The sequence below is a fragment of the Gemmatimonadales bacterium genome (assembly GCA_036500345.1).
Classification (GTDB): Bacteria; Gemmatimonadota; Gemmatimonadetes; order Gemmatimonadales; family GWC2-71-9; genus Palsa-1233.
This window is the reverse complement of sequence record DASYCE010000012.1, coordinates 80,955-93,265: the sequence shown is the minus strand read 5'-3', so window position 1 is coordinate 93,265 and position 12,311 is coordinate 80,955. Positions and strand designations below refer to the sequence as shown.

General features: G+C 65.4%; 14 protein-coding genes. 4 read left to right on the top strand and 10 right to left on the bottom strand.

The features are described from left to right. The first annotated feature begins 6 nt into the window (after positions 1–6). Together VGM20_06905 and VGM20_06900 are read left to right on the top strand one after the other, a co-directional pair. The gene (locus VGM20_06905) at positions 7–1,071 is read left to right on the top strand and encodes a HEAT repeat domain-containing protein (GenBank protein HEY4100588.1); all 1,065 of its coding nucleotides are present in this window, start codon (positions 7–9) and stop codon (positions 1,069–1,071) included. 30 nt (positions 1,072–1,101) lie between these two features. After that, a complete protein-coding gene (locus VGM20_06900; protein HEY4100587.1) occupies positions 1,102–1,869 on the top strand; it encodes a lysophospholipid acyltransferase family protein in 768 nt (255 codons plus the stop codon). A gap of 15 nt (positions 1,870–1,884) precedes the next feature. Here VGM20_06900 and VGM20_06895 read toward each other — a convergent pair whose 3' ends face one another. Together VGM20_06895 and VGM20_06890 are read right to left on the bottom strand one after the other, a co-directional pair. Then, on the bottom strand, positions 1,885–2,349 hold the full coding sequence (locus VGM20_06895; GenBank protein ID HEY4100586.1) for a DUF411 domain-containing protein: 465 nt from the start codon (positions 2,347–2,349) through the stop codon (positions 1,885–1,887). 105 nt (positions 2,350–2,454) lie between these two features. Then, positions 2,455–3,537: a hypothetical protein gene (locus VGM20_06890; GenBank protein ID HEY4100585.1), complete on the bottom strand. Its 1,083-nt coding sequence runs from the start codon at positions 3,535–3,537 to the stop codon at positions 2,455–2,457. Positions 3,538–3,624: 87 nt separating this feature from the next. Between VGM20_06890 and VGM20_06885 the strand changes: the two genes are divergently transcribed. Then, positions 3,625–4,161 carry a RidA family protein gene (locus tag VGM20_06885; GenBank protein ID HEY4100584.1) on the top strand — a complete coding sequence of 179 codons (537 nt, stop codon included), beginning with the start codon at positions 3,625–3,627 and terminating at the stop codon, positions 4,159–4,161. Positions 4,162–4,165: 4 nt separating this feature from the next. Here VGM20_06885 and VGM20_06880 read toward each other — a convergent pair whose 3' ends face one another. From VGM20_06880 to VGM20_06845, 8 genes are all read right to left on the bottom strand, one after another. Then, the gene (locus tag VGM20_06880; protein ID HEY4100583.1) at positions 4,166–4,531 is read right to left on the bottom strand and encodes a hypothetical protein; all 366 of its coding nucleotides are present in this window, start codon (positions 4,529–4,531) and stop codon (positions 4,166–4,168) included. Between the two features lie 119 nt (positions 4,532–4,650). Continuing rightward, on the bottom strand, positions 4,651–5,181 hold the full coding sequence (locus VGM20_06875; GenBank protein HEY4100582.1) for a putative metal-dependent hydrolase: 531 nt from the start codon (positions 5,179–5,181) through the stop codon (positions 4,651–4,653). An 87-nt stretch (positions 5,182–5,268) separates the two neighbouring features. Beyond that, the gene (locus VGM20_06870) at positions 5,269–6,396 is read right to left on the bottom strand and encodes a diaminopropionate ammonia-lyase (GenBank protein HEY4100581.1); all 1,128 of its coding nucleotides are present in this window, start codon (positions 6,394–6,396) and stop codon (positions 5,269–5,271) included. Continuing rightward, positions 6,393–6,674, bottom strand: a complete 282-nt coding sequence (locus VGM20_06865) for a DUF4286 family protein (GenBank protein ID HEY4100580.1) — start codon at positions 6,672–6,674, stop codon at positions 6,393–6,395. The genes VGM20_06870 and VGM20_06865 overlap by 4 nt, the downstream gene beginning before the upstream one ends. Before the next feature lie 14 nt (positions 6,675–6,688). Further along, positions 6,689–7,432, bottom strand: a complete 744-nt coding sequence (locus VGM20_06860; GenBank protein ID HEY4100579.1) for a DUF481 domain-containing protein — start codon at positions 7,430–7,432, stop codon at positions 6,689–6,691. A gap of 16 nt (positions 7,433–7,448) precedes the next feature. Further along, positions 7,449–8,153, bottom strand: a complete 705-nt coding sequence (locus VGM20_06855) for a DUF481 domain-containing protein (GenBank protein HEY4100578.1) — start codon at positions 8,151–8,153, stop codon at positions 7,449–7,451. Continuing rightward, entirely contained in the window at positions 8,150–9,328 is a 1,179-nt protein-coding gene (locus tag VGM20_06850) for an alanyl-tRNA editing protein (protein ID HEY4100577.1), read from the bottom strand. Before VGM20_06850 ends, VGM20_06855 begins: the two co-directional genes overlap by 4 nt. Continuing rightward, the gene (locus VGM20_06845) at positions 9,325–10,158 is read right to left on the bottom strand and encodes an MOSC N-terminal beta barrel domain-containing protein (GenBank protein HEY4100576.1); all 834 of its coding nucleotides are present in this window, start codon (positions 10,156–10,158) and stop codon (positions 9,325–9,327) included. The genes VGM20_06850 and VGM20_06845 overlap by 4 nt, the downstream gene beginning before the upstream one ends. A 106-nt stretch (positions 10,159–10,264) precedes the next feature. Here VGM20_06845 and VGM20_06840 point away from each other — a divergent pair, with 106 nt between their 5' ends. Continuing rightward, positions 10,265–12,277: a family 20 glycosylhydrolase gene (locus VGM20_06840; protein ID HEY4100575.1), complete on the top strand. Its 2,013-nt coding sequence runs from the start codon at positions 10,265–10,267 to the stop codon at positions 12,275–12,277. Positions 12,278–12,311: the final 34 nt, after the last annotated feature.

Here is a 12,311-nt window from a genome sequence, read left to right as displayed (position 1 = left end):
TCCGCAATGCCGGTATCCCAAACCGCACTCCTCGGAGCGGCGATCTATCAGCTGCGTTCGTCGATCGCCGACCCGGCGTTCACTGAACGCACACTCGAGCTGCTGGCCCGGCTCTCGAGTCCTGCGACGCTGCAAATCACTGTCTCGGCCGATGGCCTGATCGTGGGAGACCTCCGGCTTCCGGCCGCAGCGCCTGGAGTCACCGTCGTCCGCGATGCGATGCTGGATCATCACACTTCCCGCCTGCGACTTCCGGGCGGCTTGTCCGCGGCGCACTGGCGGGCCATCGCCGAACTGTACGCCTCGCCGCGCGGTCTCTACGGATCGATCGACGAGGTCCGCGACGCGCTGCGATTTTCGGTGCCGGATGCGATGGTCTCGAGCTCAAGCGGTGCGACCGGCGAGGCCGACCTCCGTGAAGCGCTGTTCGAGTTGCCGGGATTGCGTAGTGCCACCGATGCATCGGGGGTTGATCGGCCCGGGGCGGCCGCCGCCGCGGAAGTCGCCGACCTGACCGGCCGTCTCGATCCGCTGCTGCAGGCTGCCGCGGCTGCGCGCGACAAGCGTGACTATCCACGACTCGCGCAGCTGTTGATCCAGATCCATGAGCTCGAAGACGGCGGCAACGACACTCATCGCGCCATGGTCGGTCGCGAGCGCCGGCGGGTGATCCCGACCGAAGCGTTGCTCGCCATGGCGCGGCTGGTTCCCAAGCCGGAGACACCGGCCGTCGTATCGCGTGCGCTGGCGCTGCTTGGCTCGGAAGGCGCCGGCGCGTTGATCGTGATGTTGAGCGGCGCACCGCCGGCGCACGAGCGGCGGGCATACATCGAGGCGCTGGTTGATTGCCGCGATTGCGATGACGCGGTGATTTCCGCCCTCGGAAGCACGCGATCCGAGCTCGTCCGTGACGCCGCCGAGGTGGTGGGACGCAAGCGACTGGAACGCGCCGTCCCCACGCTGATACACCTGCTCAAGCGACCGCAGGTGGAGATCCGCACTGCGGCGTGGCACGCCCTCGAGAACATCGGCACGCGAGACGCCTTGAAGGCGCTGCACGCCCACGCCTGACAGTTGCGCCGCGGCTTACCTTCCCCGGTGATGCCGTCACCCCTTTCCTCGATTCGCAACGCCGTCGCCACCACGTGGACGTGGTCGGTGCTGGCACTGATGCTGATCCTCGTTCTCGTGCCGATCGTCCTGTTGCGGCTGCTGGCGTGGCCGTTCGACCGTGTCAACTACGTCGGTGGCAGACTCTTCCGGCTGGTTGGCGTGGCCACGGTGAAGCTGACGCCGCGGTGGCGCTTTTCGGTCCGCGGTACGCTGCCGAGCAATCCGAGGAATCCCTATGTCGTCGTCGCGAATCACGAATCCTTCGCCGACATGCTCCTCCTCTGTCATCTCCCGTGGGAGATGAAATGGCTTGCGAAGATCGAATTTCTCTGGATCCCGGTCCTGGGGTGGCTGATGTGGGCGGTGCGCGATGTGGTGGTCCATCGCGGTCGCGCCGCCAGCGCCAAGCTGGCGATGGCGGCGTGCGCCGAGCGCCTCGCCGGCCGCGTGTCGGTGATGATGTTTCCCGAGGGGACTCGTGCACCGACGAGGGAGATGCTGCCATTCAAGGATGGCGCGTTTCGTCTCGCGATCGAATCAGGGGTGCCGATTCTCCCGCTGGCGACCTACGGGACGCGGAACGCCATTGCACGGCGGGCGGTGCAGATCAATCCGGCGATTGCGGTGGTCGAGGTCCTGGAACCGGAACCGACAGCCGGCGTCGAGCTTCCGGAACTGAAGCGGCGAGTGCGCGCCAGGATCGAGGCCGCGCGGGAACGGCTCCGGCAGGAACTGGAGCAGCCGCCAGCATCGTGACGGCTGCGGCGTTCCTCAGCGCTGAGCGTACACCTTGGCGTGACCGGCGGCGTCGAACGAATAAATCGTGTAGTGCTGGCCGGGCATGTCCATGCCGGGTGCGCTGGCCGGCATTCCGGGCGCTGAAAGCCCCTTGACGCCGGCGGGCTTCTCCGCCAGGAGCTTCTTCACCAGGTCGGCAGGCACGTGCCCTTCGATCACATACCCGCCGACGAACGCGGTGTGACACGACTCCAGCTCGCGGGTGACCCCGTTGGCACGCTTGAGATCGGTGAAATCCGCCTTGTCCTCCACCGACACCGTGAACCCCTCCTGCTTCATGTAGGTGATCCATTTGGCACAGCAGGCGCACCCGGGATTCTTCAGCACCCGCATCGCCGGAAGCGCCGTCGGCGTTGCGCGCCACGCGGCAAGTGTGGTGGCCGCAATGACCAGCAGGACTGCAACGACTCGGCGAGTTGCGGTGGATACGCGGTGCATCGTGGACTCCGGAGGCAGGGACAATAGAAGGTAGGATGACTCCTTAAATGAACCAAGGGAAGCATCGCTGCTTCCCCCGGTTGCATCCGTCAGAAACTGTGCTGATCAGTCGCGGACGAGAATCAGATACTTCCCTGCATCCCAGAACGACGGGGATGACACATGCAGGTCGCCCTTCACCTTGCCATCCTTGAGGAGCGAAGTGCCGAGGTAGGTCGGGCTCTGACGAGTGACGACCTTGTACTCCTTGTTCGGCTCCGGAACCGTCAGAACGGTGTCGCGACGACGGTCGAGGCGCTGGAAGAGCTCGGGCTTGAGATCACGTGCCGGCTCGAGCGTCTTGCCCCCGAAGAAGAGGAACTTGCTCCCCTCGTCCACCAGGATGCCACGCTTCACCAGTTCGTCACGCGTACCGACGGCGTAATACACCGTGTTGTCCTGATCGACCGTCTGCGTGAGCGTGTCGCGCACCGCGGCCTTCTCGGTGGTGAGTTCCGCCGACTGCTGTGTCAGCGTGTCCACGCGACCCGACAGGGCGACGATCTGCTGCTTCTGTTGCGTGATCATCGCTTCCTGCTGCTCGGCCGCCGCCTTCATATCGTCAATCGTCTTCTGGAACGAATCGAGCTGGTCGCTGAGCTTCCGCTTTTCGGAGGCGAAAGACGACGACATCGCGTTGATCCGCTTCTTGCTTGCGTTAACCTGGGTTTCAGCAGCATCGAGCCGCGAAATCACCTCGCGGATCTTCCCAAGCATGACAGCGCGATCCTCGGCCTTCCCCGTTGCGGGGCGATCGGTGTTGGCCGCCGGGCTCACGCCCAGTCCCTTCACCGAGGCGAGATCGGAATTGATATCCGCCATCATCTGCGTGGTGGCCAGCACGTCATTCATCAAGGTGTCCTTCTGCGCGCTAACCGCTTGCTGTGCAGTCACCAGGTCGTCGTAACGCTTCTTGCTTACGCACCCTGCGAGTGCCCCGGCCGCAACCAGAGCCAGCAAAATCTTCTGCATGTTACCCTCTCCTTGGGGGTCGACTACGTCAATTGGACGAGCCGCTGCCACTAACGATGCACAGCCATCCCGCAATCGGCCATCCAGCACCTGAAGGATGCCTCCACGGGCCCATGCCACCGAACTCCTTGCAGCATCGTCATTTAGCCCTGCCAGCCGGTCCCGAAGTCCGGCCAACCCATCTCTCTCCTGCAACGTACATTCCTAACGGACTGGCCGCGCGGTCGCGATGCCGGGAAATCCTTCGTTTGATGGGAGTCTTCGATGCGGTACGCCCTCGTGCTCGCGCTCTTCATTCCGGCTGCCGTTTCGGCGCAGCGCGGCGGACGCAACGGCGGCGCAGCCGGTGCGACCGTTGGATTCGGCGCGCCCAGCGCACCGGAGCAGATTGTCGCCCCTGACGTTCCCGTCCTCGACGGCCTGCCGCAAGCCGTAAAAGTGGGGTACACCGTCTACCTCTCCGGAATGGTGCCGGTCGATTCCACCGGTCGCCTCGTCGGCGCCGGTGATTTCGGGGCCCAGACGAGGCAGGCGCTCCAGAATCTCGGCGAAGTCATGCGGGCCGCGCACGGCGTACCGGGAGATGTGGTCCGGGTGACCGCCTATATCCGCGACATCACGCCGGAAAAGGTCGATTCGGTTCGCTCGGCGCTGCTTGCCACGGTCGATCGGTCGCAACCGCCGGCGCTCACGATCGTCGGCGTGAGCGCCTTCGCGGAACCAGGGATCGACGTGATGTTCGACGCGATCGGGCAGCTGCGAAGCGAGTTTCCCGATCGAAACCGAATGGGGCGGCCGTAGCGCGCTACGCCTCCGACTGCTGCCAGAGCTGCACGCGATTCCCTTCAATGTCGTTGAACCAGGCGTGGTCGCCGTCGGGTGAGGCCTGGCGTTCATCGACGTTGATGCCCAAGTCGCCCAGGTGCTCGATGAAATCGTCGAGATCGGGGACCCGCCAGAGAATTTCAACCGGCCGGCCGTCGTGACCGGCCGGATGCTTGCTCTGGTGAATCGAGAAGGTCACGCCCGCGAGATCGCACCACCATTCATGACTCCCCGGCTCGCGAGTAAAGAAGATGCCCAGGTGCTTTTCGTACCATTGGGCGAGGGTGTCGGCGTGGTCAGCGAAAAGTACGACGCCGCCAATTGCAACCACGGTCTGCCGTTCCATTCAACTGCTCCAGGTCATGATGGTGTGGTCGGTCGCCGCGAGCCGGAATGGCTCGATCGTGCGACACGACGCGTGGGCGACGCCGGACCGCCGGCGCGAAAGGATTGAAGTTGCCGCGGTTACCAACGGTTGCGGGTGCGAAGGGCGGTGATGTGGGCAACGTGATGGAGACTGTGCCAGGTGTACAGCGCCGCCGCACTCGCCAGCGTGAAGGTCTTTCCCTGTTCCGGGTGAACAAAGGTCCGCTGCCAGTCGGCCTGCGGCATGGCGTCGATCAGCCCGATCCAGCGGGCGTGCACGCCGTCGAGGATCGCCAGCGACGGTGCCACGGGGAATGATCGCGCGTCGTGCAGTTCGGCCCAGCGTGCTTCGGCATAGGGCTTGATCGTCGGTCCGTCTTCGGTGAGCGCAAGACGAAACCGGCAGTAGGCATTGAGATGTGAATCCGCGACGTGATGGACGACCTGGCGCACCGTCCATCCGCTGTCGCGATACGGCGTGTCGAGCCGCCGGTCGTCGAGTCCGTCGATTGCCGTGCGCAGGTTTTTCGGCAAGTCGGCGATCACGTCGCGACAGCGTGATTGCGCCGCGGTGTCCCAGTCAGCAGGTGGAGCGAATCGACCGACCGGGTACCGCAGATCGTCGGGCATGATCTTCTCCAATTTCACAGCGATGTCGAAGGCATGATCCGATCGCGAGGGCTGCCGCGGCGGTTGCACCGCACCGCGATCTGCTGGTCAGGATAGCGCCGGAACCGGCCGCCCCACAACCCGCTCCCATCCGGCGGGATCGGTCGCCCCTTCGGTCGACCAGACCAGGACCCGCGATGCCGCGCCGAGGCCCACGTGGTCCCGGACCGCGCGATAGTCATCGTCGCGCATGAGTGCGATTAATCCTGCAACACTGGCCGCCCCGGACTCACCGGCAATCACCGCCGGATCGCCGTCGGCGAGAAGGCGCATCGCTTCGATGGCGCCGGCATCCGGAATCGCGATCAGGGCGTCGACACCGCGTCGCAGTACGTCGAAGGCGCTCAGCGAGGGGTAGCCGCAGTTGAGTCCGGCCATGATGGTTCGCATCCCGCCGCTGGCGTGCACCGGCCGCCCGGCGGCGACCGACTCGAGAACACACGCGGCATCGGTCGGCTCGACCACCACGATCCGGGGACGTCGTTCGCCATAGCGGTGCCAGTAGTACTCGACGACCGCGGCGGGCCACGTCCCGACGCCAGCGTGCAGCAGGACGACGTCGACGGCGGGGCGATCGGGGGGGTGCAACGTCGTCTCGAGCTCGCGCGGACTGGTCCAGTATCCCGCGGCGATCCATCGCGGTACGTCGCGATACCCCTCGGTGGCGGTATCCTGGATCACGATCCAGCCGTGACGAGTGCCGGCATCCATAGCCCGTTGCACCGCGGCATCGTACCCCTCATCGACGAGGACGACCTTGGCGCCTTCGTTCAGGATCGCGTCGATGCGGGCGCGTTCCGCAATCGACGGCATGAAAATCACGGCGCGCTTTCCCAGTTGCCGCGCCATCCATGCCACCGCCCGTCCGTGGTTGCCATCGGTGGCGGTGGTGAAGACCACTTCGTCGGGGAGGTCGCGGGTGGCCATCCAGTGATACATCGCGAAGGACGCACCCAGCCCCTTGAAAGCATTGAGTCCGAAGCGGAATGATTCGTCCTTGAGCAGGAGCTGGCCGAGACCGAGGTTGGCTGCGAGATGATCGAGCGATCGGAGAGGAGTCGGTGCGTATCCGCGGAATCCGCGGTGGAAGTGCCAGGCGAGATCGGAAAGGCGCGCTGCGTCAGGGAGATGCGGCGGCGGCGCCGGCTCCCGGATCAGCAGCTGCCGGTCGGTCACATCGAAGGCCAGCGCTGCAACTGTTCCCAGATGTCGCGCGATATCGCCACGCCGTCCGGAAATTGACGGTGGAACGATTCGCGCATCCGGGTCGCGTGCTGATCGAGATACCGGTCGAGATCCGGCTGCGCGGCGGCCTGGTAGACGGTCCGGAAACGACCTTCGGATTGATCGAAATGAATCGCCGTGAAGCATCCGGTCGCGAGGATATCGGGGATGTGGGTGTTGCGCATCCACCGTTCGAGTGCCGGCGCGGTATCCACGGAACACTCGAGCATCACTTCGTAACGAATCACAGCGTGACTTGAATGCCCGAGGTGAAGAGGCGGTCGGTACTGAGGTACCCCGGCTCCGGAATGCCATCGTAATGAATGACGTAGGAGAGCTTGATTGCGGCGTTGTGCGTGAACGGCGCGAGCAGGTCGGTTTCGGTGTTCACCCGCAGGTCGGAACCTTCGCGAAAATTGGGCAATACCTCGATCGATTCCGAAAGTGATGCGCGCGGACCGATCTGGTGACTGAACGCTGTGGCCGCCCTGCCGCCAAGAAAGTCGGGATCGACCGTACCGGCCGCCGTCCCGTCCTGGGTGGTGAGCGAGACGCCCCCTTCGATCACGAGCTTGTCGGTCTTGGTCTTGATCACCTGCGCCGAGACGCCGGTCACGGTGCCGACACGCGACGCCAGACCGGCGAAGGTGTTCCGCTCGTAGGTGACCGACGCGTACAATCCGATGTCGCGATCGATGGCAACGTCGGTGCGGAGCGTTCCCGCCCAGCTCGAAGCGATGGTCTCCCCCTTGCTCCGCCCGTTGACCATGCCGAACTGCTCGGTCAGCGTGACCCGATCGAAGCGTGCGCTGATCTTGTCGCCGAGATTGAGGGTCTGCACCGACGTGTTGCCACCCGTGCTCACGAAACCTGCGTCACCCGCGAATTTCATCGCCGGCGCTCTGGGTACCGGGTTCGCGTTCGCGTTCGCCGGGTGATTGGTATCCCCCGTGAATGCGACCAGGGCAAGCAGGTGGATCAGGACCATGGTTCAAGGTAACGCATCAAAATGTGAGCTGCACCCCGGTGCTCAGGATCCGGTCGGTCGACTTGTGCCCCGGTTCCGGGAGGCCGTCGTGGTGGACCACGAATGACGCCTTGAGCGCGATGCCGCGCGAGATCGGTGCGGTGATGTCCGTCTCGGTATTGATGCGAACGTTGTCGCCGGACGTGAGCGATGGCACCACTTCCACCAGTTGGTCGAAGATCGCCTTGGCGCTGAGATAGTGACGGTAGGCCACGGCGCCCCGCGCCGCCGGATAGTACCGGTTGGTATCGGGTGGTGCCGCGTCCTGCACTGTGTATGCACCACCGACTTCGAGCTTGAGCGAATCGCGCTTCGTTGCGATCGCCAGCGCCGCGACGCCGAGCGCCGGCGTGATCCTGGCACGGACTCCGGCGAAGATGTTTCGGTCGTATTCCGTCAGGAAAAAGAGGGCGACTCGCTTCGACAGATCGCGGTCAGTTCGCAACGATGCGTGCCAGAATTCCGATGTCACTGAGTCATCGGTTCGGACGTACGTGACAGCGAAGGTCTGCGTGAAGTGCCATCCGCCGGTCAGCACAATCAGCTTGTTCCCGATGCTCATGCTGGTCACGTCGGTGTTGCCGCCGGTGTTGACGAGCCCGGCATCTCCGGTAAAGAACACGTGCTTGCCAGTGTCCGGCGCCGCCCGCAGCGCCAGTGCCATGAGCAATGCAGCGATCATCCAGTCTCTCCCACGAGGTCGCGTCGTACCTGATCGAGAGTGTCGGCCGATGGTGCCGTTCCTTGCGCCAGGCGGGGCGAACCGCCGCCGCGCCCGCCCACGGGACCGAGCGCGCGCTTGAGGAGGGCGCCGGCGTCGAGGCCGGTGTCGGCGCTGGTTGCGAAAAAGATCGTTGGCGGTGTCGCGAGTGTGGCGACGAAGCGTGTCTGGTCGAGGGCAGCGACGCCCTGCGCCATCGCGCGGATCATCGACGCGGGCTCATCCGTACCTTCGACCAGAATGGTGCGAATGCCGGAGGAATCGATGTCGGCCGCGGCGTGAAGTGCCGCAAGACGCGCCGATGCGAGCTCGCGTTCGAGGGTCGCGACCCGATCGCGCAGCGCACGGAGTTCGGCCAACTTCGCTGGCAGGATCTCCGGGGCCTCCGCAACCGATGATCCGAGGTCGGCGGCAAGCCGCGCGAGGTGCAACGAGGCGCGGCGCGCATGGGCAAGCACTCGTTCTCCCGCGACGAACCCCACCCGGGCGTGACCTCGGATCCGCTCGACGTCGAGGAGGAGGATCGCGCCGATCTCGCTGGTCGATCCGACGTGCGTCCCACCGCAGGCGCTGCGATCGAGTTGCTCGATCGAGATCACGCGAACCGCTCCGGTGCGATCCGACGGCTTGCGCAATCCGGCCGCCGCCGCTGCGGCCGCGTCCTCCAGGGTGACTGTCACCGGCAGCGCCCGGGCCACTGCTTCGTTGGCCGCACGCTCGAGCGTCCGCAGCTGATCGACGCCGGGATTCGCAGAACCGAACTCGATCGTCGAATGATCGGCGCCGAAATGGACCGACATCGTCTCCCAGCCGAAGCGGTCGGCAGCGATCGCAGAGAGGAGATGCTGCGCGGTGTGCTGCTGCATGTGATCAATGCGCCGCTCCGCGTCGATCCGGCCTGCGATCTCGCCGAGGGGGACCTCGACGTCGGTCACGTGAATCACCCGGTCGCCGTCGTCGGTGACATCGACGACCCGCGCGGCGCCGAGCATGCCGATATCGTGGGGCTGGCCACCGGACGTCGGGTAGAACGCGGTCCGGTCGAGCACGACATGCAGCGCATCGCCGGCGTGTTCGATCACGCGAGCGGTGAACTCGAGCAGCCGGGCGTCGTGGTAGTAGAGACGCTCGGTCACAGCAGTCGCACCGGGTCACCGACGCGCATGATGCCGGTGTGCCGCGGAATGATGTTCTGCCCGAAGATCGCCCCCAGGCCGCGAATCGTCCGGAAGGTGGCAAGGGTGCGCAGCGGTTCCTGCGTGGGATGTTGCGCGCCGGTCCTCTGGTCGGTCGTCGTGACCACGCAGCGTGCGCATGGCTTCACCACGTCGCAGGCAACGGTGCCCAGCGAGATCGTCTCCCAGGCGTCTTCGCTCCACGCCGGAGTTCCCGCCACCACGACGCACGGCCGGAATCGCTCCATCGGCACCGGTGAAACGAGACGGCGATTCAGGTCGTCGAGCGATTCCTGCACCGTCGCCATGATCGGATAGCCGTCGGTGAACGAAGTCTCCGCATCGGGGCCCGTGGTGAAGTCCGGATCGATCCGATTGACCGTCGCCGGGCCGAAGGCGACGAGGCGACAGGGGAATCCAAGTGCCTGCGCAAACCACGCCGCCGCGCGGTCGCCCTGATCCGCGGCGAGGAGTCCTTCCTTCGCCCAGACGGTGACCGAACGGATCGGCGCATCGAGGTCGACGTCAATCGCAATCGAGGAATTGTCGCACGCCGTCACTCGAAGGCGGCCGCCGTCGATCGCGGGAACGAGCGTCGCGAGCGCCGGAATCTCTCGCTGGCTGAGGAACTCGTTGCGCTCGTTCACGAGCATCAACCGACGATCGCCCGCGGGTCCGAGCCGATCGACCTCGAATTCGGCGAGCGGAATCCCGCGACATCCCTTGATCGGATAGATGGACAGGGCGGCAATGTGCACGCCGAAATCTAGTGGCGGCGTCCCGTGCTTCATGACGGGGCTCGGCCCGGGCGTTCACCTTTGCTGCGCGCGCCGCCATCTTTCCGCTGTCTCGTCTCCCGGTTCGCTCATGCGCACAATATTTCTGCTCGTGGCCGGCATGGCCACCGCGTCCGTCGCTGCGGCGCAGGCTCCGCAAAGCCCCGCCACGCTTTCCCTGATGCCGGTCCCGGCAGCGCTCACGGTGACCACAGCTCGGCTGTCGGTCGACAGTTCGTTCCGCATCGGCATCGTCCACCATCGAGACGGCAGGCTCGAACGCGGGCTCGCGCGCATGACGGCGCGCCTGTCTGCTCGGCTCGGTGCCCCGATCCCGCCAACGTTCGGTACGGAGAGGACGGCGACGCTGGTGGTGGATGTCGCGGGACAAGGGGATGCGATACCCGACCTGAATGAAGACGAGTCGTACCGCCTCACCGTCGGCGACACGCAGGCGGTTCTGCAGGCCAACACCGTCGTCGGTGCGTTGCGCGGCATGGAGACCTTCCTTCAGCTGCAGGCCACCGACGGGCGGGGGACCTTCATCCAGGGCGTCGACATCCGGGATGTGCCGAGATTCCGCTGGCGCGGCCTGCTCCTGGATGTCTCACGCCATTTCGAGCCGGTTGACGTGATCAAGCGGACGCTCGACGGGATGGCAATCGTCAAGCTCAATGTCTTCCATTGGCATCTCTCGGACGATCAGGGGTTCCGCGTCGAGAGCCGCGTCTTTCCGCGCCTGCAGCAGTTCGGTTCCGACTCGCAGTTCTACACGCAGGACCAGATTCGGGACGTCGTGGCGTACGCCGCCGATCGCGGGATCCGGGTGATGCCTGAGTTCGACATGCCGGGCCATTCGTCGGCGTGGTTCGTCGGGTATCCCGATCTCGCCAGCGGCCCCGGTCCGTTCGCCATCGCGCGGACGTGGGGGACCTTTCCGCCGACGATGGACCCGACCCGCGAGTCGACCTACAAGTTTCTCGACGCGTTCATCGGCGAGATCTCGGCGCTGTTCCCGGATCAGTACTGGCACATCGGTGGCGATGAGGTCGAGCCGGTGCAGTGGCATCAGAGCCCGGCGATTCAATCGTGGATGAAAGCCCACAGCATTCAGGACGAGGTCGCGCTCCAGACGGCGTTCAACAAGCGGCTCTTCGCGATCGTGCAGAAACACCACAGGATCCCCGTCGGCTGGGACGAGATCTTCCAGCCTGATCTCCCCACCGCGGCAGTGATCCAGTCGTGGCGCAGTTCCGACGCACTGGCCAAGTCCGCCAAGGCGGGGTTTCGCGGCATCCTCTCAGCGCCCTATTACATCGACCATCAGAAGCCGGCATCGGACTTCTACCTCCCGGACCCGATCCCTGCCGGGACCACGCTGACCCCCGATGAGCAGGCCCGCGTCCTGGGCGGCGAAGCGTGCATGTGGAGCGAGTATGTCACGCCGGAGACGATCGACTCGAGAATCTGGCCGAGGCTTGCCGTGATCGCCGAGCGATTCTGGTCGCCGGCGAGCGTGAACGACGTCTCCGACATGTATCGCCGCCTCGACCCGCTGTCGCGCGAACTTGACGGGATCGGCATCGACGAGATCGATCATGGCCGCAGGATGGTCCGGCGATTCGGCGGCGACTCGACTGCGCTCTTCGAAGCACTCCTCGATTTCGTGCGGCCTCCCGATTTCGGCGGCAGCGGGCCGAACCAGATGGTGCCGCACACCAGACTGATCGACGCCGCGGTCGCCGATCCACATCGTAGCTGGGACATGATGGGACGGGCGCGACGCGCGGCGAAAGGCGATACGGTCGCCGTGGCACAACTGCGCGCGGATTTCAGCGAGATGATGTCGCTGCAAGGCCGGCTCGCTGCGGCCCACGCCCAATTCCCGGCGGCGACCGACGCCGCACCGGTCGCCGCCGCGCTTTTCGATCTGGGGCAACTCGGCACCACGGCGCTCGACATCCTGGCGCGGCGCGCGGCGCCCACCTCCACCTGGCGGGCATCGTCGGACTCACTGGTCACCCGACTGGCGCGGCAACGAAGCTTCGGGCCGTTGCGGCCCACGTCGGCCGACGCCGTCCGCATCCTGATCAACGCCACGGCGGACCTTCCGTCATCTTCGGGTTCCCCGTAACCTTCGCCTGTCAGCCGACCTGTCCATTCTCGCC

Excerpts from the sequence above, each read along its gene's own strand:
- VGM20_06880 (HEY4100583.1), bottom strand. The coding sequence starts at position 4,531 with ATGGAACGGCAGACCGTGGTTGCAATTGGCGGCGTCGTACTTTTCGCT.
- VGM20_06875 (HEY4100582.1), bottom strand. The coding sequence starts at position 5,181 with ATGCCCGACGATCTGCGGTACCCGGTCGGTCGATTCGCTCCACCTGCT.
- VGM20_06900 (HEY4100587.1), top strand. The coding sequence starts at position 1,102 with ATGCCGTCACCCCTTTCCTCGATTCGCAACGCCGTCGCCACCACGTGG.
- VGM20_06905 (HEY4100588.1), top strand. The coding sequence starts at position 7 with ATGCCGGTATCCCAAACCGCACTCCTCGGAGCGGCGATCTATCAGCTG.
- VGM20_06865 (HEY4100580.1), bottom strand. The coding sequence starts at position 6,674 with ATGCTCGAGTGTTCCGTGGATACCGCGCCGGCACTCGAACGGTGGATG.
- VGM20_06855 (HEY4100578.1), bottom strand. The coding sequence starts at position 8,153 with ATGATCGCTGCATTGCTCATGGCACTGGCGCTGCGGGCGGCGCCGGAC.
- VGM20_06845 (HEY4100576.1), bottom strand. The coding sequence starts at position 10,158 with ATGAAGCACGGGACGCCGCCACTAGATTTCGGCGTGCACATTGCCGCC.
- VGM20_06885 (HEY4100584.1), top strand. The coding sequence starts at position 3,625 with ATGCGGTACGCCCTCGTGCTCGCGCTCTTCATTCCGGCTGCCGTTTCG.
- VGM20_06860 (HEY4100579.1), bottom strand. The coding sequence starts at position 7,432 with ATGGTCCTGATCCACCTGCTTGCCCTGGTCGCATTCACGGGGGATACC.
- VGM20_06840 (HEY4100575.1), top strand. The coding sequence starts at position 10,265 with ATGGCCACCGCGTCCGTCGCTGCGGCGCAGGCTCCGCAAAGCCCCGCC.
- VGM20_06895 (HEY4100586.1), bottom strand. The coding sequence starts at position 2,349 with ATGCACCGCGTATCCACCGCAACTCGCCGAGTCGTTGCAGTCCTGCTG.